Origin of the sequence: Streptosporangium sp. NBC_01639 (assembly GCF_045209755.1) — a bacterium.
Lineage (GTDB): Bacteria > Actinomycetota > Actinomycetes > Streptosporangiales > Streptosporangiaceae > Streptosporangium.
Window position 1 is genome coordinate 2435924 of the sequence record NZ_CP109272.1, and the last position, 24684, is coordinate 2460607.

23 protein-coding genes are annotated in these 24684 nt (G+C 70.9%); 5 read left to right on the top strand and 18 right to left on the bottom strand.

Annotation, left to right across the window (positions count from 1 at the left end; genetic code table 11):
- Positions 1-109 precede the first annotated feature (109 nt).
- The 6 genes from OHA77_RS10940 to OHA77_RS10965 all read right to left on the bottom strand — a co-directional run bounded on the left by OHA77_RS10940 (position 110) and on the right by OHA77_RS10965 (position 9501).
- Complete coding sequence (locus tag OHA77_RS10940; protein WP_406317829.1) at positions 110-3640, bottom strand: protein kinase domain-containing protein; 3531 nt, start codon at positions 3638-3640, stop codon at positions 110-112.
- 124 nt (positions 3641-3764) lie between these two features.
- Positions 3765-4727 carry an ABC transporter ATP-binding protein gene (locus OHA77_RS10945; protein WP_406317830.1) on the bottom strand — a complete coding sequence of 321 codons (963 nt, stop codon included), beginning with the start codon at positions 4725-4727 and terminating at the stop codon, positions 3765-3767.
- Positions 4724-5743, bottom strand: a complete 1020-nt coding sequence (locus OHA77_RS10950) for an ABC transporter ATP-binding protein (protein WP_406317832.1) — start codon at positions 5741-5743, stop codon at positions 4724-4726. Before OHA77_RS10950 ends, OHA77_RS10945 begins: the two co-directional genes overlap by 4 nt.
- Positions 5740-6630: an ABC transporter permease gene (locus OHA77_RS10955; protein WP_406317834.1), complete on the bottom strand. Its 891-nt coding sequence runs from the start codon at positions 6628-6630 to the stop codon at positions 5740-5742. Before OHA77_RS10955 ends, OHA77_RS10950 begins: the two co-directional genes overlap by 4 nt.
- On the bottom strand, positions 6627-7679 hold the full coding sequence (locus OHA77_RS10960) for an ABC transporter permease (RefSeq protein WP_406317836.1): 1053 nt from the start codon (positions 7677-7679) through the stop codon (positions 6627-6629). The genes OHA77_RS10955 and OHA77_RS10960 overlap by 4 nt, the downstream gene beginning before the upstream one ends.
- A gap of 7 nt (positions 7680-7686) precedes the next feature.
- On the bottom strand, positions 7687-9501 hold the full coding sequence (locus tag OHA77_RS10965; protein WP_406317838.1) for an ABC transporter substrate-binding protein: 1815 nt from the start codon (positions 9499-9501) through the stop codon (positions 7687-7689).
- A 175-nt stretch (positions 9502-9676) separates the two neighbouring features.
- Here OHA77_RS10965 and OHA77_RS10970 point away from each other — a divergent pair, with 175 nt between their 5' ends.
- Positions 9677-10447 carry an SDR family oxidoreductase gene (locus OHA77_RS10970; protein WP_326820734.1) on the top strand — a complete coding sequence of 257 codons (771 nt, stop codon included), beginning with the start codon at positions 9677-9679 and terminating at the stop codon, positions 10445-10447.
- Between the two features lie 151 nt (positions 10448-10598).
- Here the strand turns inward: OHA77_RS10970 and OHA77_RS10975 are convergent, their stop codons facing one another.
- The 3 genes from OHA77_RS10975 to OHA77_RS10985 all read right to left on the bottom strand — a co-directional run bounded on the left by OHA77_RS10975 (position 10599) and on the right by OHA77_RS10985 (position 12081).
- Complete coding sequence (locus OHA77_RS10975; RefSeq protein ID WP_406317840.1) at positions 10599-11009, bottom strand: DUF2871 domain-containing protein; 411 nt, start codon at positions 11007-11009, stop codon at positions 10599-10601.
- A complete protein-coding gene (locus tag OHA77_RS10980; RefSeq protein ID WP_406317841.1) occupies positions 11006-11503 on the bottom strand; it encodes a cupin domain-containing protein in 498 nt (165 codons plus the stop codon). Before OHA77_RS10980 ends, OHA77_RS10975 begins: the two co-directional genes overlap by 4 nt.
- 188 nt (positions 11504-11691) lie before the next feature.
- Complete coding sequence (locus OHA77_RS10985) at positions 11692-12081, bottom strand: VOC family protein (RefSeq protein WP_406317842.1); 390 nt, start codon at positions 12079-12081, stop codon at positions 11692-11694.
- 130 nt (positions 12082-12211) lie between these two features.
- Here OHA77_RS10985 and OHA77_RS10990 point away from each other — a divergent pair, with 130 nt between their 5' ends.
- The gene (locus OHA77_RS10990; protein ID WP_406317844.1) at positions 12212-13120 is read left to right on the top strand and encodes a LysR family transcriptional regulator; all 909 of its coding nucleotides are present in this window, start codon (positions 12212-12214) and stop codon (positions 13118-13120) included.
- 93 nt (positions 13121-13213) lie between these two features.
- Here OHA77_RS10990 and OHA77_RS10995 read toward each other — a convergent pair whose 3' ends face one another.
- The 3 genes from OHA77_RS10995 to OHA77_RS11005 form a co-directional block, all read right to left on the bottom strand.
- Complete coding sequence (locus tag OHA77_RS10995; protein ID WP_406317845.1) at positions 13214-14035, bottom strand: RimK family alpha-L-glutamate ligase; 822 nt, start codon at positions 14033-14035, stop codon at positions 13214-13216.
- Positions 14036-14269: 234 nt separating this feature from the next.
- On the bottom strand, positions 14270-14974 hold the full coding sequence (locus OHA77_RS11000) for a pentapeptide repeat-containing protein (protein WP_406317847.1): 705 nt from the start codon (positions 14972-14974) through the stop codon (positions 14270-14272).
- Between the two features lie 131 nt (positions 14975-15105).
- The gene (locus tag OHA77_RS11005) at positions 15106-16614 is read right to left on the bottom strand and encodes a glycoside hydrolase family 3 protein (protein WP_406317848.1); all 1509 of its coding nucleotides are present in this window, start codon (positions 16612-16614) and stop codon (positions 15106-15108) included.
- Between the two features lie 354 nt (positions 16615-16968).
- Between OHA77_RS11005 and OHA77_RS11010 the strand changes: the two genes are divergently transcribed.
- The gene (locus tag OHA77_RS11010) at positions 16969-17598 is read left to right on the top strand and encodes a phosphatase PAP2 family protein (protein WP_406317849.1); all 630 of its coding nucleotides are present in this window, start codon (positions 16969-16971) and stop codon (positions 17596-17598) included.
- A gap of 57 nt (positions 17599-17655) precedes the next feature.
- On the opposite strand, the gene OHA77_RS11015 is transcribed toward OHA77_RS11010, so the two are convergent.
- Together OHA77_RS11015 and OHA77_RS11020 are read right to left on the bottom strand one after the other, a co-directional pair.
- Positions 17656-18312: a response regulator transcription factor gene (locus tag OHA77_RS11015; RefSeq protein WP_326820722.1), complete on the bottom strand. Its 657-nt coding sequence runs from the start codon at positions 18310-18312 to the stop codon at positions 17656-17658.
- A gap of 30 nt (positions 18313-18342) precedes the next feature.
- Positions 18343-19908: a sensor histidine kinase gene (locus OHA77_RS11020; RefSeq protein ID WP_406317851.1), complete on the bottom strand. Its 1566-nt coding sequence runs from the start codon at positions 19906-19908 to the stop codon at positions 18343-18345.
- A 157-nt stretch (positions 19909-20065) separates the two neighbouring features.
- Here OHA77_RS11020 and OHA77_RS11025 point away from each other — a divergent pair, with 157 nt between their 5' ends.
- Positions 20066-20752 carry a TetR/AcrR family transcriptional regulator gene (locus OHA77_RS11025; protein ID WP_406317853.1) on the top strand — a complete coding sequence of 229 codons (687 nt, stop codon included), beginning with the start codon at positions 20066-20068 and terminating at the stop codon, positions 20750-20752.
- A gap of 63 nt (positions 20753-20815) precedes the next feature.
- The gene (locus OHA77_RS11030; protein WP_406317854.1) at positions 20816-21499 is read left to right on the top strand and encodes a DNA alkylation repair protein; all 684 of its coding nucleotides are present in this window, start codon (positions 20816-20818) and stop codon (positions 21497-21499) included.
- A 38-nt stretch (positions 21500-21537) separates the two neighbouring features.
- On the opposite strand, the gene OHA77_RS11035 is transcribed toward OHA77_RS11030, so the two are convergent.
- From OHA77_RS11035 to OHA77_RS11050, 4 genes are all read right to left on the bottom strand, one after another.
- A complete protein-coding gene (locus tag OHA77_RS11035) occupies positions 21538-21816 on the bottom strand; it encodes a hypothetical protein (protein WP_406317855.1) in 279 nt (92 codons plus the stop codon).
- Between the two features lie 26 nt (positions 21817-21842).
- Positions 21843-22715, bottom strand: a complete 873-nt coding sequence (locus tag OHA77_RS11040) for a chitosanase (RefSeq protein WP_406317857.1) — start codon at positions 22713-22715, stop codon at positions 21843-21845.
- 141 nt (positions 22716-22856) lie between these two features.
- Complete coding sequence (locus OHA77_RS11045) at positions 22857-23768, bottom strand: carbohydrate ABC transporter permease (protein WP_326820717.1); 912 nt, start codon at positions 23766-23768, stop codon at positions 22857-22859.
- The gene (locus OHA77_RS11050) at positions 23768-24670 is read right to left on the bottom strand and encodes a sugar ABC transporter permease (RefSeq protein ID WP_326820716.1); all 903 of its coding nucleotides are present in this window, start codon (positions 24668-24670) and stop codon (positions 23768-23770) included. The genes OHA77_RS11045 and OHA77_RS11050 overlap by 1 nt, the downstream gene beginning before the upstream one ends.
- Positions 24671-24684 lie beyond the last annotated feature (14 nt).

Genomic DNA, 24684 nt, shown 5'->3' on the forward strand with positions numbered 1-24684 from the left:
CTCCGTCCCGCAGGGACCGCCCGGCCCGGGGTTCTCGCAGGCCGAGGCGCCATGGACCGGACCACCTGATGTCCCGTGGGGAGGCGGGCCGTACCCGCGCCTCCCGCCGTCACCGCCGGCAGACATCCCGGTAGGCCAGGGACGGCAGGTAGCCGTGCCACTCGGCCTCGGTCAGCGTCCTGCCCGCGCGGGCGCAGACGGCGGAGGCCGCCTGGTCGGGGTCGACGACATGCTCGGCCAGCGTGCCGGTCGCGTCGACGCTGAGCAGCCGCGAGCCGTCGGCGTTGAAGGCCAGTGACTCGATGTGATCCGTGTGCGCGGCGATCGGCTGGCCCAGGCGCATCCCGGAGTTCACGTCCCACAGCAGCACCTTCTTGTCGTCCACGACGGCGGCGACCACGTCACCACGCGGCGAGTAGGCCAGCAGGAAGACCCCGGCCGTACCCGCGCGGAGCTGCGCGCCCCGGCTGCTCCGGGTGGCCGTGTCCCAGACCGAGAGCCGTCCCGCCTCGACATCGCCGCCGGAGCCGATGCCCGAGCCGACCGCGATGCGGGAACCGTCCTTGCTGAACGCCAGAGCGGCGACCCGGACGTTGGACGCCGGCGCGCCGTAGGGACGGCCGACAGCCTTGCCGGTGGCGACGTCCACCAGCCTGTTCTCGCCGCCGGCGACCCCGAGGGACCTGCCGTCGGGATGGAATGCGAGGCCGGTCACGGCATCCTGGCGGAGCACCCAGCGCTGTCTGCCCCCGGGCAGGTCCCACAGGTGGACGGTGCTGTCCGGGGGCGCGGCGGCCTCCTCCACGGAGGCGGCCAGCGCCGTGCCGTCCGGGCTGAGCGCCATCGCGGCCACCTCGCCCGGCTCCTTGGCGGAGACGGTGGCGACCCGCTTGAGGGACGAGGTGTCCCAGATCCCGATGACGGAGCCGCCCCCGCCGCCGCCCTGCCTGCTCACGGCGAGCCTCCGGCCGTCGGGGGTGAACGCCATCTGGAAGAAGGACCCCCGGCCGACGTCCAGCGGTGCGCCGACCGGCCTGCGGCGCCGTACGTCCCAGAGCGTGACCCGGTGGGTCCCCTCCCGGCGGGCGGCGAGCAGGCGGCCGTCGGGGCTGAGCACCGCCCCGCCGTCCGTCCCCTTGAGCCGGGCGGGTCTGAGCAGGGCGCCGAGGTCGAGGGTGACGACCGTGTCCTCGTCGAGATAGCGGACCGTGCGCCCGTCCGGGTCGAAGGCGAGCGACGGCGTGATCGAGTCGATCTTGCGGACCAGGACGGGGACGAGGTTGAAATCCGACCAGATCGTGATGGAACTGCCGGTATATGAGGCCAGGTGCCGTCCATCGGGGCTGAAGAGCAGCCCACCGCGGCTGCCGTCACTGAGCGTGTCGGCGGCCGTCCTGCCGGTGGCGGTCTCCTTGACCTCGACGGAGCCGCCCTTGGCGACCGCGACGAGCTTCCCGTCGGCGCTGTAGGCGGCGGTGAACCCGCAGGCGTCGCAGACCCTGTCGAGCGAGATCCTCCCCGGGCCGGAGAGGTCCCGGATCTCTATCTCCCGGGCCGGGCCGTCACCCACGATGTGCCGCCCGTCCGGTGCGGTGTCGAGCACCTGGACGGGCGGTTTCCGCCGCTCTCCCGTCCTGAGGTTCCAGACCGTCTGCTCCTCGTCGTGGGTGACGACGAGGAGCTCCTCGGCCTGCCCGAACAGGAGACCGGGCTGGACCGTCTCGATCTCCGGGGCCCGCAGGGGCAGGCGCGCACCCCTCGCCCTGCCGGTCCGCACGTCCCAGACCCGCACCCCTCCGCCGCCCAGCACGGCGAGGGTCCGTCCGCTCGGGCTGAGCGCGACGGCGCGCACGTTCTTCCCGACGCCGGTGAAACCGCCGGTCTTCCGGCCGGTCCGGATGTCCCACATCCGGACGGAGTCCTCGCCGACGCTGACCAGCGTGCGACCGTCGCGGCTGAGCACCCTGAGGGTCTGGGCGGCCGTCGCCGGATCGTGGAAGGCCGCCGTCTCCTGCTGGGTCAGCGAGCCGCTCAGCGCCGCCCTGGCCTCCGGGACCCGCGCGATCCGCCAGGACGCCACGCTGAGCAGCATCGCCTTCACCGGCTCGGTGACCCGCAGGGTGTCGGCGAGCGTCGCGAGCCGCCTGGCCTCGGACCGGTCGTGCTGGACCGCGATCGTGGCGCTGCGCTCGTCGGCGACCCCGCTCTGCCGTACGGCGAGCGCCCCCGCGGCCAGCGCGACGACCAGCAGTCCGGCCAGCGCGACGGTCAGCAGGCGGGACCGCCTGGACCGGCGCCGGGCAAGAGCCGTCCCCTCGTCGAGGAAGTCGCGTTCGGCCGGGCTGAGCACGATGTCGCGGCGCCCGGTGGCGGCCCACCGGACGGCTGCCCGCAGACTGTGGCCCTGCAGCAGGTCGGCGTCCCTGCGTCCGCGGGTCTCCCAGCGTCGCATGGCGGTCCAGATCTCCCGGTGCGCGGCCAGACCGTCCCGGTTGGCCTCCACCCACGACCGCAGCCGGGGCCAGGCGTGCAGCAGCGCGCGCCTGGTCAGCCAGACCTCCCGGCCGTCACCGGTGATCAGGTAGGCGAACACCTCCAGCAGCCGCCGGGCCCCGTCGGGGAACTCGGCCCGCCCTGCCCGCCGGGCCCGCAGCCCGCCGTCGTCGTCGACGGTGATCAGCCGCAGGAACACCTCGGGGGCCAGGGCCTGCTCCGCAGGGTCGAGCATCGCATAGGAATCCTCCGCGAGGATGCCCATTCCCGGGTCGTCGACGGCCACCTGGACGCGGCCGCCCTCCCGGCTGCCCTCGGCGAGCAGCCGGACCGTGTCCAGTCGTCCGTCGCCGCTGATCAGCGCGAGCAGCAGCTGCCTCGCCGTCGGTCTGGCCGCCGGGTCCTTGTCCAGGGCGGCGCCGACCAGGCCGCGCAGCGAGCCGGGCAGCGAGCTCAGATCGGGATCCGACGACAGCACCCGGTGCATCACCCCGCCCAGGCTCTCCCCCTCGAACGGGTCCTGGCCGGTCGCGGCGAACAGCATGATGCCGCCCCAGGCGAACACGTCCGCCGGGGCACCGGCCCGCTGTCCGGTGAACACCTCGGGCGCCATGTAGGTCGGCGTGCCCGTCACCAGTCCGGTGGCGGTCAGCGACATCTCCAGTGTGCGGGCCACCCCGAAGTCGATCACCCGGGGGCCGTCCGGGCCGAGCAGCACGTTGTCCGGCTTCATGTCCCGGTGGATCACCCCGGCGTCGTGGATCGCGGTCAGCGCGGTGGCGATCGCCGTGCCCAGGCGGTGCAGGTCGTCTCCGGCGAACCTGCGTCCGCCGAGGACGGCCTGGCGCAGGCTCACCCCTTCGACGTACTCGCTGACGATGTACGGCCTGGCCCCGTCCAGATCGGCCGCGATCACACCGGCGGTGCAGAACGAGGCCACCCGCTGCGCCGCCGTGGCCTCCTTGCCGAACCGTTCCCGCAGCTCAGGGTCGTTCGCCGGGTCCCCGTGCAGCACCTTGATCGCCACCCGGAGACCGTCCTCGCCGTAGGCCTCGTAGACGACCCCCTGACCGCCCGCGCCGAGTCGGCCGGCCAGCCAGTACTTCCCCAGCCGCTGAGGGTCCCCATCGATCAACGCCGTCGCCACGTCGTCCTCCCCGTAGTGCGATCTTCCCCTCTTGGATGCACGGCGTGGCGACAAAGTTGTGATGTGCGGATGAACCACCCATCGCACCCGGGGGGCGGACGCCGGGACGGACGCCGGGCGACGGTTACCCCTGGCGTACCGCGGCGTAGTGGCAGGCGACCTGGGGGCCGGCCGCGGCGGGCAGCACCGGAAGCCGCTGTGACCTGCACGGCCCGTCGACCCCGGCCTCGGCCGCCACACCGGCGGCGAGGACCTGACAGCGCGGGTGAAAGCGGCAGCCCTGGGGGATCCGGGTCGGGTCCGGCGGCTCACCGCCCAGCACCACGGGCGACGGCGACTCCGGCAGGACCGACAGCAGGGCCTGCGTGTAGGGGTGTGACGGCGCCGTCAGGACCTGCTCGACGGGCCCCGACTCGACGATCCTGCCGAGATACATCACCGCGACACGGTCGGCGATGTTCCAGGCCAGGCCAAGATCGTGGGTGACGACCAGGGCGGACAGCCCAAGCTCGGCGCGGAGCCGGAGAATCAGGGCGAGGATCTCACCGCGGACCGAGGCGTCCAGCGAGGCCACCGGCTCGTCGGCGACCAGGACCCGGGGGTCCAGCGCGAGGGCTCCGGCGATGACGACGCGCTGCCGCTGCCCGCCGGAGAGCTCGTGCGGGTAGGAGTGCAGGAATCGCTCCGGCGGACGGAGGCCGGCACGTGACAGCGCCGAGGTGACCCGCTCCTCCTCGTCGGGCAGACCGTGGATGCGCGGCCCCTCTGCCACCGCCTCGTAGACGGTGTGCCGGGGGTTGAGCGACCCGGTCGGGTCCTGCAGCACGAGCTGCACCTCGCGGCGATAGGCCTTCAGCGCGCGCGAGGAGTAGGACAGCGGGGCTCCGCCGTAGCGGACCGAACCGGAGGTGGGCCGCTCCAGGCCGAGCAGGGTGCGGGCCAGCGTCGTCTTGCCGCAGCCGGACTCGCCGACCAGCGCGACGATCTCTCCCTCGCCCACCTGGAGGTTCACCCCGTCGACCGCGCGGGCGCGCCGCCCGCGCGAGGCGAACTCCACCTGCAGGTCCCAGGCTTCGAGCAGGGTCATGCGTCCTCCTTCGCCGGTCGCATGACCGAGGTGCCGGGGATTTCGGTCTTTTCGTCCGCCGGCCGGACGTGCACGCAGGCGGCGGTACGGCTCTCGCCCGCGGGCCACAGCTCGACGTCCGCCGACGCGCACGACGGCAGCGACACCGGGCACCGGGGGTGGAAGGAGCAGCCTCCCGGCAGGCGCATCGGGTCGGGCGGGTCGCCGCCCAGACCCCGGGGCGCCAGCCGGGAGGCGGGGTCCCCGACCGTGGGGAAGGCCGCGGCCAGCGCCTTGCCGTAGGGATGGCGCGCGTCCTGGAAGACCTCGTGCGAGGGCCCCGACTCGACCACCCGGCCCGCGTACATGACCGCCAGCCGGTCGCACATGGAGGCCAGGACCGACAGGTCGTGAGAGATCATGATCAGGCTGATGCCCTGCTCGGCGATGAGCGAGCGGATCAGCGTGAGCACCTGCGCCTGGATCATCACGTCCAGGGCGGTCGTCGGCTCATCGGCGATGATCAGGCGCGGTGAGCAGGCCAGCGCCATGGCGATCATCACCCGCTGGCGCTGTCCGCCGGACAGCTCGTGCGGGTGACTGCGGGCCCGCCAGGCGGGCAGGCCGACCTGCTCCAGCAGCTCCGCCACCTTCCGGCGCGCCTCGGCGGGGGTGGCCGGCCCGTGGACCAGCAGCGGCTCCGCGATCTGGTCCCCGACCCGGCGCACCGGGTTGAGGGCGTGCTGGGCGCCCTGGAAGACCACCGAGGCCGAGGCCCAGCGCACCGCGCGCAGCCGTCCCCACTTCATCGTCAGGACGTCCTCGCCGTCCAGCAGGATCTCGCCGGTCACCCGGGCATCCCGGGGAAGCAGCCGCAGCAGGGCCATGGCCAGGGTCGACTTGCCCGACCCCGACTCCCCCGCCACACCGAGCGCCCGGCCCGCCTCCAGTTCCAGCGAGACCCCGCGCACGGCGGGCACCTCGCCCGCGGCGACCCGGTAGGTCACCGCGACGTCGCGCAGATGCAGCAGGCTCATCGGGAGACTCCCCGCAGGCGTGGGTTGAGTACGGCCTCCAGCGCCCGGCCGCACAGCGTGAACGCCATGACGACCACGACGATGCACAGGCCGGGCGCGAGGATGTACCACCACGCGCCGGAGGTGGCGGCGCCCCAGTCGTAGGAGCCGCGCAGCAGGCCGCCCCACGACACCTGGCCGGAGTCGGCGCCGAGGAAGGCCAGGGTCGACTCGGCGACGATGGCGTGGGCCACCTGCAGGGTCGTGTTGGCCAGCACCAGCGGGGCGACGTTCGGCAGCACGTGGCGGGTCATGACGTGCCAGTGCCCGGCGCCGAGCGCCCGGGAGCGCTCGATATACGGTCTGGTCTCGACCGACAGCGTCTGCGACCTGATCATCCGGGCCGTGGACGCCCAGGAGGTCACCCCGATCGCCACGACGATCGTGGTGGTGCCGCCGCCGAGGATGGCGGCGAGCACCAGGGCCAGCACGAGCGACGGCAGGACCAGGAACCAGTCGGTGATCCGCATCAGCACGGCCGACGTCCAGCCCCGGAAGTGGCCGGCCGCGATGCCGACGACCGTGCCGATGCCCATGCTGAGCAGGGCCGCCATGAAGCCGATGAGCAGCGAGACGCGCGAGCCCCACAGGACCATGAGCAGGACGGACCGGCCCGACTCGTCGGTGCCCAGGGGGAAGTCCAGGTCGGGGGCACTCATCTTGGCGCCGGTCGCCTTGGTGACGTCCAGGCCGAGCGGGTCGGTGACCAGCGGGGTGACGAGGGCCAGGACGACCGCCGCGACCAGGATCGCGGCGCCGTACAGCCCGGCGCGCTGACGGCGGTAGTCGCGCCAGAAGCGCGCCAGTGCGAGCCTGCGCCGGGTCCGGGCGATGCCGGTGGTGCTCATACCGACCTCACCCTCGGGTCCAGGACGCGGTAGACCACGTCGGCCAGCGTGTTCATGATGATCACGGCGGTGCACACCACGATGAACGTCCCCTGCATGACCGCGAAGTCCGGCCCCTTGATCGCCTCGTAGAACAGCAGGCCGAGCCCCGGCCAGGAGTAGACGGTCTCCACCGACACCGCGCCGCCCACGACGAAGCCGATGTTGATGAACACCAGCGTCACGGTCGGCAGCAGCGCGTTGGGGACGGCGTGGCGCCGCCGTACCTCGTCGTCGCGCAGCCCTTTGGCCCGGGCGGTGGTCACGTAGTCCTGGCCGATCTCGTCCAGCAGCGAGGAGCGCATCACCAGCAGGTACTGGGCGTAGACCACGGCGACCAGGGTGAGGCACGGCAGCACCAGATGGTGGGCGACGTGCAGGAGGTAGAGCGGCCCGTCGGGCGCGTCGATGTCCTCCATGCCCCGGGTGGGGAAGATTCCCGGGATCGGCCCTACTCCGGCGGCGAAGACCATCAGGAGCAGCAGGCCGAGCCAGAACGTCGGCACCGACCACAGGACGAGCGAGATCCCGGTGGAGAGGCGGTCGAACCGGCTGCCGTGCTTCCACGCCGCCCTCGTGCCCTGCCACAGGCCCAGGCTGACGGAGATGACCAGGCCGGTGCCCACCAGCACCGCCGTGGGGCCCACCCGCTCTCCGATGAGGTCGATGACCGGGCGCTTGTACTCGTAGGAGGTGCCGAGGTCCAGCCGGACGGTCCGCAGCACGAAGTCGAGGAACTGCTGCATCAGGGGCTTGTCGAGCCCCATCTGGCGGCGGAGCAGGTCGAGCTGCTCCGGGCTGAGCGGCACGTCCCGTGTGTAGGCGATCGCCGGGTCGCCGGGGATCAACCGGAACACGAAGAACGTCGCGACGATGACCATGGCGATGCTGAGCACGGCCCCGCCGGCCTTCGCCAGCGCGTAGCGCGGCACCCCCCGATGGGAGTCGCGGTCCTTCCCGGGGCCCGCCGCCGCTGCGGCGGCGGGCTCGGTGTCGAGAGGAGCTGTCATCGAGGCGCTACTCGCGATCGTCCGCGACGGAGCGGCGCCGCCTGGCCAGGAAGAACCCGCCGGCGACCAGGATCACGACGGCCGCGACGCCGCCCACGACGAGACCCGTGCTGGAACCGCCGGCCGAGCCGGCGGCCGGCGTGGCCACCGCGTCGAGGGAGTAGACGGGCCAGTAGCCGCTCGCGCCGTACAGGAGGCCCTTCTCCTCGGGCATCGACGTGATGCTGGTGATCTGGTCCTTGCGGTAGCCCTCGAGGTTGTTCGGGTAGTAGAGGGCGATGACCGGCGCGTCGGTGTAGAGACGCTTCTGCATCTGCTTGATGATGTCGGCGCGCTTGGTGCGGTCGAGCTCGCTCAGCTGCTCCTGGTAGAGCTTCTCGTAGGCGGGGTCGCAGTAGAACGACTCGGTGCCGCCGCCCTCGCCGCCGGCCGTGGGCCTGCGGCTGCACAGGTGGGTGGCCAGGATCTCCTCGGGGTCGGGGTTGACCGACCAGCCGCTGATCGCGATGTCGAACAGGCCGGTGAACCCGGTCTCCTCGGTGAACTTGCTGGGTTCGAGCTTCTTGGTCGACAGCGCGATGCCGATGTCCTTGAACCAGCCGGTCAGGTACTGCGCGAGCTTGTCCTCCACCGGGGTGTCGGTGTGGATGCTGAACCGCATCTCCAGCTTGCGCTTGCCGTCGGGCATCGTGCGGACGCCGTCGGGGCCCTTCTTGTAGCCGGCCTCGTCGAGGATCCGGTTGGCCCTGGCGGCGTCGTGGGTGACGAGGTCGTCGCCCTCGGCCTGCCAGAAGAAGTCCTTGTACATCGGCGGGACGATGGACCCGTCGGCCGGTACGGCCAGGCCGTTCTGCACCTGGTCGACCAGGGCCTGCTTGTCGATCGCGTAGTGGATGGCCTGACGGACCTTCGGGTCCTTCAGGGCGGGGTGGCCGTCGCCGACCGGCTTGTTGTCGATCGTCTGCGCGCCGTGGTTGATCTGCAGGTAGGCGGCCCGGCGGCCGGGGGTGTTCCACTGCACGATGTCCGGGTTGCCGGCGAGCGACTGGAACTGGGCGGCGTCCAGGCGGCCGATCAGGTCGATGTCGCCCTTCTTCAGGCCGGCGATGGCGGCCTCGGGGTTCTCGTAGAAGATGACGTGCAACTCGTCGATCTTGGGAGCGCCCTGCCAGTAGCCGGGGTTGGCCTTGAGCTTGACGTAGGCGTCCTTCTTGTGTTCGACCACGACGAACGGCCCGCTGCCGACGACCGGGTAGACGTCGTTCTCGAACGCGCCGATGTCACCGACCTTCTCCCAGACGTGCTTGGGCACGATCGGGATCGGGTTCTCCAGCATCGAGGCCTGCGGCTTCTTGGTCTTGATGACCAGGGTCCGGTCGTCGGTCGCCGTGACCCTCTCGAAGTTCTCGACCGCGGGGCCGTTGGCCTGCTTGGCCGCGTCGACGGTCATGACCGTGTTGAAGGTCCACACGGCGTCCTGCGCGGTGACGGGACGGCCGTCCGACCACGTGGTGTCGCGGATCTTGAAGGTCCAGGTGAGCTTGTCGTCCGACGTCGTCCACGACTCGGCCAGGTCGGGGCTCGGCTGCAGGGTCTTGGGGTCGGGAACCGTCAGGTAGCCGTACGTCCAGCGGTGGATCGACGACGCGATCAGGCGGACCGCGAGGAACGGGCTCATCGAGTCCACGGCCTGCGTCACGCCCAGCCGCACGATCTTCTTCCCCGGCTCGGGCGCCTGCCTGGCCATTGCCTGAGTGGCCGGGAGCGTCGCCAATAACAGTGTCAGGCCAAGCGCGGCCAGCCGCGCGCCCATTCTCGTCATCGTGGTGCCCCATCTCCATACCGATGAACCGTTGTAGACGAAGGCACACCATAGAGATACCGCATGTCAACGAGCAGTGGAGGATTGTTTCATTCCCGTTTTCTTAATCGGCATTATTCTTCAACCGACCGCCCGGTATGGACGAACTCTCCCGTGGTGCGGCATGCTGCGGAACATGACTCTGTTCTCGGTGGAAGGCAAGACGGTCGTCGTCACCGGAGGCTCACGGGGGATCGGCCGGATGATCGCGGCGGGGTTCGTGGACGCCGGCGCGACGGTCTACATCTCCTCGCGCAAAACCGCCGAGGTGGAGAAGACGGCGGCCGAACTGGGTTGCTCCGCCGTACCGGCCGACCTGTCCACCGAGGACGGCGTCCGCACGCTCGTGGAGGCGGTCTCGGCGCGGGAGTCACGACTGGACGTGCTGGTCAACAACGCCGGGGCGGCCTGGGGCGCGCCGCTCGCGGAGTATCCGGAGCACGCCTTCGACAAGCTCTGGGGGGTCAACGTCAAGGGTGTGTTCTTCCTGACCCAGCGGTTCCTGCCGCTGCTGCGCGCCGCCGCGAGCCCCGACGACCCGGCCAGGGTGATCACCATCGGATCGATCGACGGCATCCGGGTGCCCGCGATGGAGAGCTACGCCTACTCGGCGACCAAGGCGGCCGTGCACATGCTGACCCGGCACCTGTCCCAGCGGCTGGCCAAGGAGTCGATCACGGTCAACGCCATCGCGCCCGGCCCGTTCGAGTCGAAGATGATGGCCTTCGCACTCGACGACCCGGCGAGCCGCGCGGCGATCGAGTCCCATGTGCCGCTGGGCCGGATCGGGCGCCCCGAGGACATGGCCGGGACCGCGATCTTCCTGTCGTCGCGGGCCGGCGCCTATCTGACCGGGACGGTCATCCCGGTGGACGGCGGCATCTCCGCCCACGGGGCGACGTCCTAGCCCCGTGGAAGACCGCTGAGAACCTTGCCCATGGAGGGGTGTCTCGGCTGGGACGCCCCTCATCACCACGTGCTGGAAGGGACGGTCACCCGGGTGCCGTCCCCGCGCGAGCCGGCCGGCCCGGACCGCAGGCGGGCCCCATGGATCCCGGTCAGCCGGTCTTGGCCGGGAGTCGCTTGCCGAGGTTGGTGAACAGCAGGATCAGGCCGACGGTCAGCAGGATGTGGCCGAGTCCGGCGATACCGGGGATCACCGGACTCGTCTGAGCGCCGAGCACGGTCTGGGTGCCGTGGACGGTCATCATGAGCACGGTCAGTGCCAGGCCCGCGTTGTAGACCCAGAAGAACCAGGTGAAGAGCCTGCTGGCGGTCAGGGTGAAGGTCTTTTCCAGTATCAGCACGATGAGGAAGAACAACATCCCGAGCGCGAGCAGGTGCGTGTGCACGACCCCGAGCTGAGTGTCGCCGGTGAAGTCGTTCAGCTTGGTGATCTCGCGGTAGTACAGGCCGCTGACCACACCGACGATCATGTAGATGTGAGCCGTGTGGAGGATCTTCCTCATGCCGAAGGACGGTCCTTCCATGCGGTGCTGTCACGGAAGTAGGTGTCGTAGAGCTCCTGGACCTCCAGCAGGCTCTCCGGTGGCACCTTGCCGTAGGCGACACGCTCCAGGTGGCGGAAGTATTCGAACCGTTCGACGCCGGGGGTGATGACGATGAGGATGTCGGCGTCCTCACCCGGGGCGGCCGCGAAGGCGTGCGCCAGGCCGGGCGGCACGATGACCAGGTCGCCGCGTTCCGCGGTGACGACCTGCTCACCGGACAGCAGCTGGGCGGCGCCCTCCAGCATGTAGAACAGCTCGGCGGAGCCCGCGTGGTGGTGCGGCTTGGCTCCGTCGGCGCCGTTGATCAGGGTGACCCGCTGCGCGGACAGGGCGCCGCCGGTGGAGCCGCTGTCGGCCAGCAGCCGGATGGTGGTCGGAGCCCGGCCGATCACTTCGGCCTCGGCAGAACGGACGATCACGGACTCATCGAAGTCCGGCACGATCAGGGACATCTGCGGTTTCCTTACGGGGTGGGGGCTGTCAGGGCTGGTTGCGTGTTTCGCCGAGGACCAGGAGTCCGGTCGCGCCCGCTTACGGCCTTGGGGTCCCGGCGTCGAGTGGATCATCCGGATCTGGGCAGGGCGGCAGCCGTCCGGGGTCATGCGGCCCCTGGCGGACGACCCACCTGTCAGACCTCGGTTCACCCCTCGCTCGGGGCGACCCATTCGACCAGCTGGACCACGATGCCGTTGGGGTCGGTGAGTTGGAACAGCCGCTCGCCCCAGGGCTCGGTGCGCAGCGGCATGGTGATGGCGGCGCCTTCCCGGCGGAGCCGTTCCTGCTCGGCGGCGATACCGGTGACGGTGAAGGCCACGATGACGCCGCCCGCGTGCTGGCCCCTCTGCTCGGGCGGCAGCACCTCGGTGCCGCGGCTCAGCAGCACGATGTCGGCCGCCGCGTCGTCGCGGACGAGAGAAACGAACCCCTCGGCCGCGACAGCTTCCCGAAACCCCAGGTGGGTGGTGAAGAACTCACTCGAGGCAGCCACATCCTCGACGTTCAGCGAGACGGTGGTGGTGGTGATGTTCACTGATCCCCTTACGAAGCAAGCCGAAAAGGTGTTTTCAGGCAGTCCCCAGCCTCGGGCAGCACCCTGATCGGGATCAACGCCAGATCGGATAGCGTTCCGTAACCTGACACTTAATGAAATATGGGTGTTTATGGAGCTTCGGGACATCGAGATCTTCCTGACTTTGGCCGAGGAGCTGCACTTCGGCCGGACCGCCGAGCGGTTGCACGTGTCCTCGGCGCGGGTCAGCCAGTCGATCAAAAGACAGGAGCGACGCATCGGCGCCGCCCTGTTCGACCGCACCAGCCGTACGGTGACCCTGACGCCGATCGGCTGCCGGCTACGCGATGACCTCCGGCAGGGATACGACCTGATCCAGGCCGGTCTCGCCCGCGCGACCGCCGCGGGCCTCGGAGCGAGTGGGACACTCCGACTGGGTGTCATGGGCGCGCTGGGAAACGAACTGCGCCCGGTGATCGACGCGTTCCGCGCCCGCCACCCCGACTGCGACGTCCAGCTCCAGGAGTTCCATTTCGCCGACGCCTTCACCCCACTGCGCGAAAATGCCGTCGACGTGCAACTGATGTGGTCGCCCGTCCGCGAACCCGGCATGACCGTCGGCCCTGTCACGCTGACCGAGGGCCGTGTGCTCGCGATCGCGGCCGACCATCCGATGGCCGTCAAGGAGGCGGCCTCGATGGAGGACTTCGGCGACCATCCCACCCTCGCTCCCGCAGCGGGGCCGCCGGACTACTGGATCGAGGCCATGGCGCCCGGTCACACGCCGAGCGGACGCCCCGTGCCTCGCGGCCCCGCCGCCAGGACCTTTCACGAGGTTCTCGGCCTCGTCGCCGCTGGGCAAGGCATGTGCCCGCTCAACGCTCATGTGGCGCGCTACTACACCCATCCCGGCATCGTCTTGCTGCCGATCCGGGACGCCCCGCCGACCGAATGGGTGCTCGTCTGGCGCACCGGAGCGGAGAGCCCGCTCATCCGCGCCTTCGCCCGAACAGCGCGCCAGATCGGCCCTCGCCCCATCAACGATCGCAGCCCTGACTGAGCCGATCCACGGAACAGGCTTCCGGCGGAACACCCCCGGCGAGCATGGCGCACGCCCCGCTCCGGGCGCGCGCCGCGCTCGCCGGGCGAGACGTCAGAGCACCTCGGCCAGCGCGCGGGCCAGGTTGGCCGCCGCGCCGGGCGCGTAGCGCAGGAACAGGTAGGGCTCGGTGAGCTCCAGTTCGATGAGGACCGGGGCGCCGTCGGACAGGCGGACCAGGTCGACACGGGCGTAGAGGACCTCGGGGAACTCGGCCAGCACCCGCTCGGCCAGGGCGAGCTGGTCGGGCTCGGGGCTGCGGAGCTCGGCCCGGCCGTTCTGCCGCTCCGATCCGAGCGCTCCGCCGGTCAGCGCCGGGTTGCGCCGTACGGCATGGCTGAACCGTCCGCCGAAGTAGAGCAGCGAGGTCTCCCCCTCAGTCTCGACCATGTCCAGATACGGCTGGATCATCGCGGTCCGTCCATCGGCGGCCAGCTGGGCCGCATGGGTCTCGGCCTTCTTCCGGTCACCGGTCCTGATCGTGTCGCGCGCGCCGGACGACACCGAGGGCTTGACCACGTACTCGTCGAGGTCCGGGAAGTCGACGGCCTCGCCCGGCGCGACCCAGTAGGTGGGGATGGCCAGGTCGCCGAGGGAGCGCAGGTAGGTCTTGTCGGTGTTGCGCGCCAGCACGGCGGCCGGGTTGAGCAGCCGGGTGACGGACTCGACCCGGCGGGCCCAGTCGAGGAACTCCGCCCGGCGGTCGACATAGTCCCAGGCGGAACGGACCACGACGGAGTCGAACGCGGCCCAGTCGGCCTCGGGGTCGTCCCAGCGCACGACGCGCCCGGTGATCCCGGCCCCGGCCCAGGCCGCGAGGGCGATCTCCTTCTCGTCGTCGAACCCGTTCGGGTCGACGAAAGTCACATACGCCACGGAAGTGCTCACTCGATGTCCTATACGTAAGTAGCAACAGAACTCTATGCACATTACACATTTCGCCGCTCACGCAGTGCGCACCCGAGGGCGCAGCGGGCGGAACGCCACGGTGTGACGGCCCTGCCACCCGGTAGACCGGTGGGGGCGGCCGAGGAAGCCGGCATGTCGGAGCCCGCGATCCGTCAGCCGCGCCTTTACGAAGTATGTCCGTTTTTCAGATGAATGGTGAGGCTAAACAACGGTCAGTCCTCTCTCGGCGAGGATCGCGGCCGCCTGGGTGGAGCTGAGGATCGCACCGCGGAGCGAGCGGAGCCGGGTGTCGTCGACCGTGCCGAGGTCGGCTCCGCGGAGATCGGCCTTGGCGAAGACCGTCTCGACGGTCCGGGCGCCGATCATGCGGCACTCGGTGAACACCGCCTTGGTGAAGTCGACGCCGGAGAGGTTGGCCTCGTCCAGGCGCACACCTTCGAGCCGGGCACCGCGCAGCGAGCAGCCGACCATGTCGGCCAGCATGAGGTTGCAGCCGGTGAACCGGTATCCGGTGCCCCGGCACCCGGACAGCACCGCACCGACCATGCGGCAGCCGGTGAAGGACGCGTCGGTGAGCAGCGCGCCCTCGAAGACCGCCCCGGCGAGGTCGACGTCGGTGAAGGCCGTGTCGATCATCTCCGCGTGACCGAAGCGCATCCCCGCTCCCCCGCCTCCGGAGAAGGCCGCTCCGTCCAGGTCGGCATGCCGGAAGTCGGCCCCCTCCAGCACGCACCCCTCGAACGAGGCCCGCACCAGGCTCGCGTCGGCGAATCCCGCCCTGGAGAGATCGCAGTCTCTGAAGACGTAGGGAGGACCGTCCTCGACGAGGTGCTCCGTGATCGAGACCTCGGTGAGGTCCACCCTGGTGATCTCCCGCTCGTCCGCGAGCAGCCGCGCCACATCCATCACGCGATTCAACCAGTCCCGGCCGACAGAACCGTCCGGCCGCGACCTCGGGGCCGCCGGCCGCCCGGCCCCGGGCGGAGCCGGGGGCGTACGGCCCGGCCCGGGCGGCGCGGGCGGGGACCGGACGGCGTTCAGATCCGGGTGTCTCCGGCGAGGAGTTCGGCGGCAGCCTGGCCGCAGACCCGGGCGGAGCCATGGGTGGCGATGTGGACGGCACCGAGGTCGGAACGGCCGGGCAGCCCCATCTCGACCACGACGGCGTCCGGGCGGGCGGCCAGGAGGTGGTTCAGGGCGTCGGTCTGCCAGGGGTGGCGGTGCGCGTCGCGGACGACGGTGACCAGGGGGCGGTCGGCGGCGGCGGCCAGGGCGGACTCGACCGCGCCGCCGGTGGCGGTCGAGGCGTCCAGCCGGGTCACCGTGGTGCCGGGGAGGAGCTTGCCGAGCGGCTCCCCCACGCCCCAGGGGGTGTCCTTCTCGATCGCGAGGTTCATCTCGGGAGCCAGCTCGACGACGTGCGGCGGAGCGGGCAGCGGGAGGATCGCCGTCGCGGATCGGCGGGTGATCCGCAGGGCCCGCCGGGCCGCGGCCATGCCGATCGCGACGTCGTCGTCGTGGCCGGGCGCCGGGCGTCGGTGCGCGGCGGACGCGCCCCAGCGGGCGAGCTCGCGGACCCGGCCGGCCGCGTCGGCCAGCCGCTCCTCGGGGAGGCGGCCCTCGATCACGGCGTCCACGATGGCGTCGCGGACCTCGGTCGCGGTGTGCTCGTCGGCGTGCTCACCGCCCACGCAGATCGCGTCGGCGCCGCCGGCGACGGCCAGCGCCGAGGCACCGCCGATGCCGTAGGGGCCGGAGACGGCCGTCATCTCGATGCCGTCGGTGACGATGACGCCCTCGAAGCCCAGCTCGACCCGGAGCAGGTCGTGCAGCACCCGGCCGCTGAGTGTGGCGGGCAGGACGGCGTCGTAGGCGGGGACCAGGAGGTGTCCGGTCATGACCGTGCGCACGCCTTCGGCGATGGCCGCACGGAAGGGGCGCAGCGCCACCTCGTGGAGCTCCTCGACGCCCGCGGCGACCAGCGGGACACCGTGGTGGGAGTCGACGGAGGTGTCGCCGTGCCCGGGGAAGTGCTTGGCGCACGCCGCGACACCGGCCGACTGCAGCCCCCGGATCCAGGCGGCGGTGTGCCGGGCGACCAGTTCCGGGTCGGCGCCGAAGGAACGCAGGCCGATGACCGGGTTGTCCGGGTTGGAGTTCACGTCCGCGGAGGGGGCGAAGTCGAGATTGACCCCTGCCATGGCGAGGTCGCGGCCGAGGTCGCGGGCGATCCCCTCGGTCAGTTCGGGGTCGTCGACGACCCCGAGGGCGTAACTCCCCGGCCGGGTGCTCCCCGCCACGGCCTCCAGGCGCGTGACCTCTCCCGACTCCTCGTCGATGCCGACGAGGACCTGGGGGTTCTCCGCCCGGAGCGCGGCCGTCAGGTCGGCCACCTGGGACGGGCCGGCGATATTCCTGGAGAAGAGCACGACTCCGGTCAGGCCGTCGGCCAGACGCCGGCGGAGCCAGTCAGGTGGCGCCTTTCCCTCGAACCCCGGCAGGACGACCGTGTCCGCCAGGCGGAGCAGCTCTGGGTCGCGCTTCATGCACCCTCCTCGCCTGACAGCCGACCGGCATCCCTTGCCGAAGACACGCAGACAACAACGTTGTGTGGGCTCCTCGGGAGAAAGCGCTCTCCCTGAGGCTTGGCGCAAATCTAATAGGAAAGTTTCCTAATTGCTAGTGGGCTGACCATGGGTCTTCGAGGCGGCGTCCCCGCACTGACGCGATTCACGGCATGAGGGCGAGGTTGCGGGTCCTCCCCGGCCCCTTCACCGACCCGCCGGAGGGCCGGACGACATTGACGAAAGTCAATGGCGGCCGACGACGTTCGGTGACGGTTCGCCAGGTCCCCCGCTCCCTACGGTCGTAGGACATACCTGGAACAACGCGGAGGAAGCGTGCACAACGAGATAGAGGACGTCCCCGACATCAGCGCCGAGTGGTACCGGGAGATCACCGAGTTCGCCCGGACCACCCCGCCCTGGTTCCAGGATCTGGCCGAGATCGGCACGGAGGCCGTGCTGCTGATCTTCGCTGCCCTCTTCCTGGGCGCGTGGTGGCGGGCCCGGCGCGGAGACGACCGGACGATGGCGCTGGCGCTCCTCGCGCCCGTCGCGATGGTGATGTCCTACCTGGTCAGTGAGATCGTCAAGAACACGCTGCGGATCGACCGGCCCTGCCGCCTGGTCCACGGCGTCGTCACCATCGCCGGGTGCCCGGAGTACGGGGACTGGTCACTGCCCAGCAACCACGCGACCCTCGCCGGCGCCACGGCGGTGGCGCTGGCCATCGCATGGCGCCGCACGCTGCTCTACGTGCCGGTCCTGGCGGCGCTGGGAGCCTTCTCCCGCGTCTTCGTCGGCGTCCATTTCCCGCACGACGTCCTGGCGGGCCTGCTGCTCGGTGCGGTCGTGGCGCCGCCGGCCGTCCTGGCCCTGGTCGCACCGGCGACCTGGCTGGTGCGGAGAGTGCGGGAGCACGCCGCCCTGCGGCCGCTGGTGGCGGACACCGGCGGCGACCGGCGGTAAGGCGAGAGGCGGGACCGGAACAGGCGGTGACGGGCGCCCGCCCCGGGACACGGCCCGTCAGGGCCGTACGGCCAGCCCGGCCTCATGGGCGAGGACGGCCGCCTGCACGCGGTTGCGCACCCCGAGCCGCCCCAGGATCGTGCTCACGTACGTTTTGACGCTGCCCTCGACGAGGTGCAGGGAGCGGGCGATCTCCGCATTGGACAGGCCCGCGCCGACCAGGCCGAGGACCTCCCGCTCCCGCTTGGTGAGCACGCCGATCCGGTCGAGGGCGACGGTCCTTCTGCCAAGCCTGTCGCCGGTGAGCTCGTCGATCACCCGTGCGGCCACCCGGGGAGACAGGTACGCGGCCCCGTCGGCCACCGCCCGCACCCCCAGCAGGAACTCGCGCGGGTCTCCGGTCTTGAGCAGGAACCCGGCGGCGCCGTCGCCGAGCGCCCGGGCGATGTGGGCGTCCGCGCCGAAGGTGGTCATGATCAGCACCGCGGTACCGGGGGCGACGCGGCGGAGCTCGGGAACCGCGGCCAGCCCGTCGAGCTCCGGCATCCGGATGTCGACCAGCGCGACGTCCGGCCGGTGCGCGCGGACCAGCTCGACCAGGATCCGTCCGTCCGCGGCCTCGGCCACCACCTCGATCTCCGGGTCGGCCGACAGGATCGCCCGCACTCCCGCGCGGACCACGGCCTCGTCATCGGCCAGTACGACACGGACCACGATGTCCTCCCCCTGAGCTGTCGCCCGACTCTACGGAACCCGGTCCGCCGGCAGGAAATCCTTGCTCACCAACCGGCCGTCCGCGAAGCACAGCCGGTACAGCTCACGGCTCAGCGCATCGAAGGGGTCCGGGCGCGTGCCGTAGTAACGGCAGCCGGCCCCGGCGGGCACCGGAGGCTCTCCCGCCGCCGGCCCGTCGATCCGGGTCCTGGCCGGCAGCACCGCCTCGACCGCGGGCTCCGGCCGGCCCACCCGCAGCCGCCCGAAGTCGGCCGGCGACAGGACGGAGGTGACGGCGTCGTACGTCATGAAGCCGAGTACGGTCGCCGTCGCCCCCGCACCGGCGACCAGGGCCACGGCGATCGCGGTCACGCGCGTACGGCGCACCCGCCGCCGCGCCTCCCGCAGGTGGACGGCGGACGAGGACGGGAGCGGGGCCTGCCTGACGGGGCCCGGGGTGTGGGGCAGCGCGGCCGTCAGTTCGAATCCCCCATCCTGACGAACCGTGTGGAGGGACCCGCCGCACAGGCGTACCCGCTCGGTCAGCCCGGCCAGGCCGTACCCTCCGGCCGGAGGCCGGGCGGGCGCCGGGCCGTGGTCGCCCGCCGGGGCCGCGGGCGGCGCGCCGTTGGACACGGTCACCACGGTCTCGCCCGCCGAACGGCCGAACCGGATCACCACCGGGACGCCCGGCGCGTGCTTCGCGGCATTGGTCAGCCCCTCCTGCACCACCCGCCTGAGCGCCCGCTCCGCCATCGGCGGAAGCCGTACGTCGTCCTCCCCGCCGTGCAGCTCGACCCGCATCCCGGCGGCCCGGGCCCGTCCCACCAGCTCCGCGACGTCTCGCCGGTCCGGCTCGGGATCGGAGTCGTCACGGAGCACCTCGACGATCTCCCGGAGGCGGTCGGACGCGGCGGTGACCGCCGAGCGGGCCTCACCGGCGGCCTCGCGGTAGCGCTCGTCGAGGCCGGGGGCCACCTCCAGCCCGCCGATCCGGAGCGCGACCAGGCTCAGCTCGTGGCCGAGCAGGTCGTGCATGTCCCCCGCGATACGGGCCCGTTCCCGCAGCCGGACCTGCTCGGTGAGGATGCGCTGCTCGCGCTCCAGGTGCTCGGCGCGCTCCCAGCCCGCACGGACCAGCTCCAGGTGCTGGTGCCGGGCACGTCCGGCCAGCCAGGGGACGACCTCGAACAGTACGATCCCCGCGACCGCGACGAACCAGCTCCCGGCGTCCCAGCGCAGCAGCGGAACGGCGACCACGGCCGCGGCGGCGGTCGCGCCCAGCGCGGACACCGCGGGCCGGACCCGCACCGTCCGGACTCCCGCCAGGTAGCTCATGGCCGCCATCACCGGGAAGAACGCCGTCGCCTTGCCGACGACGACCGCGAGCAGCCACAGTGCCGCGGTGACGAGCATCGCCGGCAGCGGACGGGACCGGCCGAGCGTCACCGCCACTCCGATGGCGGCCGCCCCCGCGCCCACCTCCCACCAGGTGTATCCGTCGGCGAGAAAGGAGGTGAGGGCACCCCAGAGCAGGGGCAGGCACAGGACCGCCCACAGCAGGACGTCCTTGGCCACTACCGCCTTCCGCCTCATCCGAGCCACGTTATCCACGCGCCGGCCGTGATCTCACCGCCGAAGGCCGGAGTTTCCGGCCGACCGGGATTACCAAGCGCTTGGCCGTGCCAAAAGACCGGGGTGAGCTGGCACATTCACGTGAACAAGCGATTGAGCAAGGGCTCATAATGGGGGCGTGAACACGCGAAAGAACTCCGGCGGCGCGACCACCACCCCGGTCAGGCGCCAGGTGACGAAGCGCGCCGCCTCATCGGGCTCCGCCTCCGAGCGCCGCGACCATCTCGTCAGGCTCGCCGCCGAGCTTTTCGCCCGTAAGGGCTTCCAGGCGACCACCGTCCGCGAGATCGCGGAGGAGGCGGGCATCCTGTCCGGAAGCCTCTACCACCACTTCGACTCCAAGGAGTCGATCGTCGACGAGGTGCTGACCACCTTCCTCGACGACATCGTCGGCCGCTACCGCGTCGCGCTGGAGCAGAAGGGTGAGCCGGTCGCCATCCTCTCAGAGATGGTGCGCATCGGGTTCGGCACCCTCGAACCGCACCGCGCGGCGATCACCGTCATGCAGAACGACTGGAACTACCTGCGCTCCCTGCCCGGCGGCCGTTTCGACTACCTGGTCAAGGCCGAGGACGAGGTCGAGCGCATGTGGGTCGAGCAGATCAGACTCGGCCAGGCGGCGGGTCAGGTCCGCGCCGACGTGGACCCCAAACTCACCTACCGCATGATCCGCGACACCATCTGGGTCACGGTCCGCTGGTTCCGCCCGGGAGGCCGCCTCGACACCACCGGCCTCGCCGAGCACTACATCACCGTCCTGTTCGACGGCCTGGCCACCGGGGAGCGGAGCAGTCACCGGGTGTGACGTCCGCGAGGGATCTGGCAGAGACGAGCCGTCCGCGAAACGGACGAGGAGTGGTGGGCGAGCGTGGACACCCTGCACAAAGCCGTGCGACTGGCCCTCACCGAGGTGGCGGACGCCGGCAAGGCCCCGATGATGCAGGCCTACATGAAGTCGGACATGCCGTTCCTCGGGGTCCAGGCCGCGCCCCGCCGTACGGTGCTGAGAAGGGTCTTCTCCGAGCACGCAGCGGAGAGCGAGACCGAGTGGCGCGGGATGGTGCTCTCCCTGTGGCGGGACGCCGAATACCGTGAGGAGCGCTACGCCGCGATCACGCTGACCGGCCTCCGGCGGTACCAGGGGTTCCAGACGCTCGCCACCCTCCCGATGTACGAGGAGATGATCGTCGCCGGAGCCTGGTGGGACTACGTCGACGAGCTCGCCGTCCATCGCGTCGGCGGCCTCCTGGCGGCCTTCCCCGACACGATGCGCCCGCTCATGCTGAAGTGGGCCCGCGACGGCGACCTGTGGATGCGGCGCACCGCCATTCTCTGCCAGAACAGGTTCAGGACCGCCACGGACACCGGCCTGCTCTACGCCTGCATCGAGCCGAGCCTGTCGGACAACGACTTCTTCGCGCGCAAGGCGATCGGCTGGGCCCTGCGCGAATACGCCAAGACCGACCCGCGGGCCGTCCTGCGCTACGTGGAGCATGTCGGCCTCAGCGGCCTCAGCAGGCGCGAGGCCCTGAAGAACCTCCCCCCCGGCTGACCTTCCGGTACGGCTCCCGTTCACCCTCGTCCTTCTTGTCAGGCGACGTCCAGCCAGGCGCGCAGAGCGCTGCGGATGACTTCGCCGGCACTGATGTGCTCATACTCGGCACGCCGTACAAGCGCGGCCCTGAGCTCTGGATCCAGCCGGACCGGGACCACATCCGCCGCCGCGGAGCCCATGGGGCGTCTCCCTCCCCGACGACGGAGATCGGTGACCTCGTAGCCCTCCTCGGCCTCGTCCGCCAAGCGTCCGACGAGATCGTCAGTGATCGGCACTCCTCCCGACGTCGGAGTGCTGAAATCCTTGTCGTTCATGATTCCTCCTTCCGTCATGAAACCGGTCAGCCGATCCGGTAGGGGTCGCCGTAGACCTTCCAGGAAAGCGGGGTGTCCAGGTCGAGGTTGCCCTTGTTGAGGAAGACCCGCTGAGCGGTGTCGACCCGGCTGGTGTCCTCGTGCGCCTCCTCGGCCCTCATGGCTTTCTTGCGGGCGTCGAGGAAGGCGTGCAGGTATGCCGTCTCGTCGCCGCCCTGTGCGGGCGGTTCGGCCTTCTTCAGCGCGTTCCGGCGGATCGCGCCGAAGCTCTGCGGGTCGTCCCCGCCGCCGTGCATGACGATGGCGTCGTAGTAAACGAACTGCCCCAGGGCGCGCAGGCCGTCCTTCTTCGCCTGCCGGACCGCGGGGGTGAAGTAGACCCGGTCACGCTCGTCGTTCTGCGCCTGCTGGAAGACCGTGTCCTTGGCGGCGACGGCCCAGGCCCTGGTGTACTTCGGGCCCAGGCCTTTGTGGGAGTCGGTGCCGTCGGCCTTGCGCAGCGCGGGCAGGTATCCGGCGAGCACGTTCTGGGGCTTGCGCCGGGTGTAGAGCTCGACGAGGTCGAGCATGTCGCCGGTGCCGGAGCAGAAGCCGATGATCCCGGCGGTGTAGCCGCGCCCGTCATCTATGTCCTCGATGTACTCGTACTGCGCCTTCCAGTCGAGGGAGGAGTTCTCCGCGCTGGAGACGAGCCGCATCGCGATGTCCTTCTTACCCGGGTCGGTGAGATCGGCCCCGGCGTCGGAGGGCGTCGCCTGCGAGGACACGGCGGGGGCCGGGACGGGCTCGGCGGCGTGCCCGGGGCCCGGCAGCACGACCAGGGCGGGGGCGGCGGCCATGACCGGGACGAGGAGCCACCGGGACCGGTGGCCGGGGCGCGGGTCTGACGAGATGGGCACGTGGCTCTCCAGGGGATGAGGGGGAAGGGCGGAGGCGAGGGGCCGCGCTCAACCGGCGGGAAGGCTTCTCAGCGCGACCGGCCCACCACCCGCCCCATGAGCCGGCCCGCTCTCTCCCGACGGTCAACACGATCTTCCAGGCTACTTGAGCGCCCCGGCGGTGAGGCCCTTCTGGATCTGGCTCTGGAAGATCGTGTAGACGACCAGCATCGGGAGGATGGCCATGCTGAGCGCGGCGAACAGCGCCGACCAGTCGGCGTCGTAGCCGGCGGCGGTGGAGATCTCCGCGATGCCCTGGGTGAGCACCCACTTCTGCCGGTCGGAGGTGAGCAGGACCAGCGGAAGCTGGTACTGGTTCCACTGCCCCAGCACGTTGAAGATGGTCACGCTGACGATGCCCGGCTTGGCCATCGGGAGCATGATCTGGAAGAACACCCGGGCATGCGAGGCCCCGTCCACGAACGCGGCCTCGGCCACCGCACCCGGCAGCGTCCGGAAGAACGCGGCGAGGAAGAACACGGTGAACGGCAGCGAGTAGGCGATGTAGACCAGCACGAGCCCGCCGTGCGTGTTCAGGCCGATGAACTGGCCGATCACCGGGATCGCGCCCATGTTCTGCACGACGAAGAACAGCGGGGACAGCGCAAGGTAGACCGGGAAGGCCAGGCCCGAGACGAACAGCAGGTAGACGGCCCGGTTGCCGCGGAAGGGATAACGGGCCAGCACGTAGGCGGCCATCGAGCCGAACAGCATCGTGCCGAACGTGCCGAACGCCACGACGACGAGGCTGTTGATCATGTACTGGCCGATGTGGGCCTGCTCCCAGGCCCGCGCCCAGTTGTCGAGGCGCAACGAGGCCGGCAGCGACCAGGCGTCGCCGAAGATCTCGTCCTCGCTCTTGATCGACGCCAGGAACGTCCACACGATCGGGATCGCGACCAGGGCCGTCCACACCAGAAGTGTGACGTGCGTCAGGACCGAAAGGGGCCCGAGCCGCCTCCTGCGCTCTTCCCGGGCATAGGCCCGGCTCCGGGGAATCGCCGCGTCTGCCACTAGAACTCGATCCGCTCACGCCGCGACAGGCGCAGGGCCAGCGCCGCGAACCCGATGGTGAAGAAGAACAGCACCACGCCCATCGCGGAGGCGTAGCCGAACTTGAAGTACTGGAAGGCGGTGCGGTAGACCTCCGCCGCCATCACGGTCGTGGAGTGGTCGGGCCCGCCGTGCTCGGCCGTCATCACCCACACGACGGCGAAGACGTCCAGCGCCGCGATGCCGAGATAGACCCAGCCGACCTGGATGGTGTCCCAGAGCAGGGGCAACGTGATCCGGAAGAAGAGCTGCACCCCTCCGGCGCCGTCGATCGCCGCCGCCTCGAACATGTCACGCGGGATGGAGGCGATGCCCGCCGAGAACAGCACCACATAGAAGCCGACCGCCTGCCAGACGAGCACGCCGAGGATCGCCCACAGCGCCACGTCGGTGTCGGACAGGAACCCGACCGGCTCGAACCCGAGAGCCATCAGCGGCGCGTTGAGCATGCCGCTCCGGTCGGGCCGGAAGATCTGCTGGAACAGGACCGCGACCACGGCGACGGCGAGAACCTGGGGGAAGAAGAACACCACCCGGTAGAACTTCGACCCCCAGATGCCCCCGGTGCCGCCCCGCCCGCCCGCGTTGAGCAGGAAGGCGAAGAAGAGGGCGACGGCGACGGTGAGCAGCGGCATCAGGACCAGCAGCAGCAGGTTGTGACCGACCGCTCTCCAGAAGACGTCGTCGTCGAGGAGCCTCCGGAAGTTCTCCAGGCCCACGAACCGCGGGGTGGCGCTCACCCCGCGCCAGTCGGTGAGCGCGATGTAGAACGCCTGCGCATAGGGGGAGATCACGTAGATCAGGTAGAGCGCCACCGGGATCGCGAGGAACCCGGTGACGAACCTCGTCCTGCCGTGGTTCATCGGTCGCCCGCCCC

What these genes read in the sequence shown, in the direction of transcription:
- OHA77_RS10945 (WP_406317830.1), bottom strand. Translation starts at nt 4,727, where the DNA reads ATGACCCTGCTCGAAGCCTGGGACCTGCAGGTGGAGTTCGCCTCGCGC.
- OHA77_RS10950 (WP_406317832.1), bottom strand. Translation starts at nt 5,743, where the DNA reads ATGAGCCTGCTGCATCTGCGCGACGTCGCGGTGACCTACCGGGTCGCC.
- OHA77_RS10955 (WP_406317834.1), bottom strand. Translation starts at nt 6,630, where the DNA reads ATGAGCACCACCGGCATCGCCCGGACCCGGCGCAGGCTCGCACTGGCG.
- OHA77_RS10960 (WP_406317836.1), bottom strand. Translation starts at nt 7,679, where the DNA reads ATGACAGCTCCTCTCGACACCGAGCCCGCCGCCGCAGCGGCGGCGGGC.
- OHA77_RS10965 (WP_406317838.1), bottom strand. Translation starts at nt 9,501, where the DNA reads ATGACGAGAATGGGCGCGCGGCTGGCCGCGCTTGGCCTGACACTGTTA.
- OHA77_RS10970 (WP_326820734.1), top strand. Translation starts at nt 9,677, where the DNA reads ATGACTCTGTTCTCGGTGGAAGGCAAGACGGTCGTCGTCACCGGAGGC.
- OHA77_RS10975 (WP_406317840.1), bottom strand. Translation starts at nt 11,009, where the DNA reads ATGAGGAAGATCCTCCACACGGCTCACATCTACATGATCGTCGGTGTG.
- OHA77_RS10980 (WP_406317841.1), bottom strand. Translation starts at nt 11,503, where the DNA reads ATGTCCCTGATCGTGCCGGACTTCGATGAGTCCGTGATCGTCCGTTCT.
- OHA77_RS10990 (WP_406317844.1), top strand. Translation starts at nt 12,212, where the DNA reads ATGGAGCTTCGGGACATCGAGATCTTCCTGACTTTGGCCGAGGAGCTG.
- OHA77_RS11000 (WP_406317847.1), bottom strand. Translation starts at nt 14,974, where the DNA reads ATGGATGTGGCGCGGCTGCTCGCGGACGAGCGGGAGATCACCAGGGTG.
- OHA77_RS11005 (WP_406317848.1), bottom strand. Translation starts at nt 16,614, where the DNA reads ATGAAGCGCGACCCAGAGCTGCTCCGCCTGGCGGACACGGTCGTCCTG.
- OHA77_RS11020 (WP_406317851.1), bottom strand. Translation starts at nt 19,908, where the DNA reads ATGAGGCGGAAGGCGGTAGTGGCCAAGGACGTCCTGCTGTGGGCGGTC.
- OHA77_RS11035 (WP_406317855.1), bottom strand. Translation starts at nt 21,816, where the DNA reads ATGAACGACAAGGATTTCAGCACTCCGACGTCGGGAGGAGTGCCGATC.
- OHA77_RS11050 (WP_326820716.1), bottom strand. Translation starts at nt 24,670, where the DNA reads ATGAACCACGGCAGGACGAGGTTCGTCACCGGGTTCCTCGCGATCCCG.